This window comes from Aquabacterium sp. UBA2148 (assembly GCF_002328915.1).
Taxonomy (GTDB): Bacteria; Pseudomonadota; Gammaproteobacteria; order Burkholderiales; family Burkholderiaceae_C; genus Aquabacterium; species Aquabacterium parvum.
The window spans coordinates 4331-4902 of record NZ_DCXA01000214.1 but is presented as its reverse complement, the minus strand read 5'-3'; the positions used below and the strand labels follow the sequence as shown (position 1 = coordinate 4902).

Annotated in this window: 1 protein-coding gene; it reads left to right on the top strand. The window is 68.5% G+C overall.

Translation table 11 applies throughout. The features are described 5' to 3' along the window. Positions 1 to 572: TonB-dependent receptor plug domain-containing protein (locus tag B2W70_RS12000; RefSeq protein WP_286745980.1), on the top strand; the 572-nt coding region annotated here is incomplete at both ends.

The window sequence follows — 572 nt, the reverse complement described above, 5'->3', positions numbered from 1 at the left end:
GCAAGGTCGACCACCTCATCCTGCAGGACGAGTGGAACCTCGCCCGCGACTGGACGCTGACCACCGGCGTGCGCCACGACCGCTACTCCGACGTCGGCTCGACCACCAACCCGCGCGTGGCCCTGGTCTGGGACACCAGCCTGGACCTGACCACCAAACTCCTGCACGGCCGCGCCTTCCGGGCCCCGGCCTTCATGGAGCTCTACAGCATCAACAACCCGGTGCTGCGCGGCAACCCCGACCTCAAGCCCGAAACCATCCAGACGACGGAGCTGGCGTTCTCGTGGCAGGCCCGCTCCGACACCCTGCTGCAACTGAGCCTGTTTCGACATGGCATGCGCGACATCATCTCGCCCACCGGCAGCCCGCAGGTGTTCCAGAACACCGGCAAACAGACCGGCCGAGGCTTCGAGTTGGAAGCGCGCCACGACCTGAGCCACGCGGTGAGCCTGTCGGGCAACTGCGCCTGGCAGCGCTCCACCGACGAGACCAGTGGCCAGGATGCCGGCTACGCCCCGCGCCACCACCTGTACGGCCGTGCCGACTGGCGCTGGGACAGCGGCTGGCAGTGG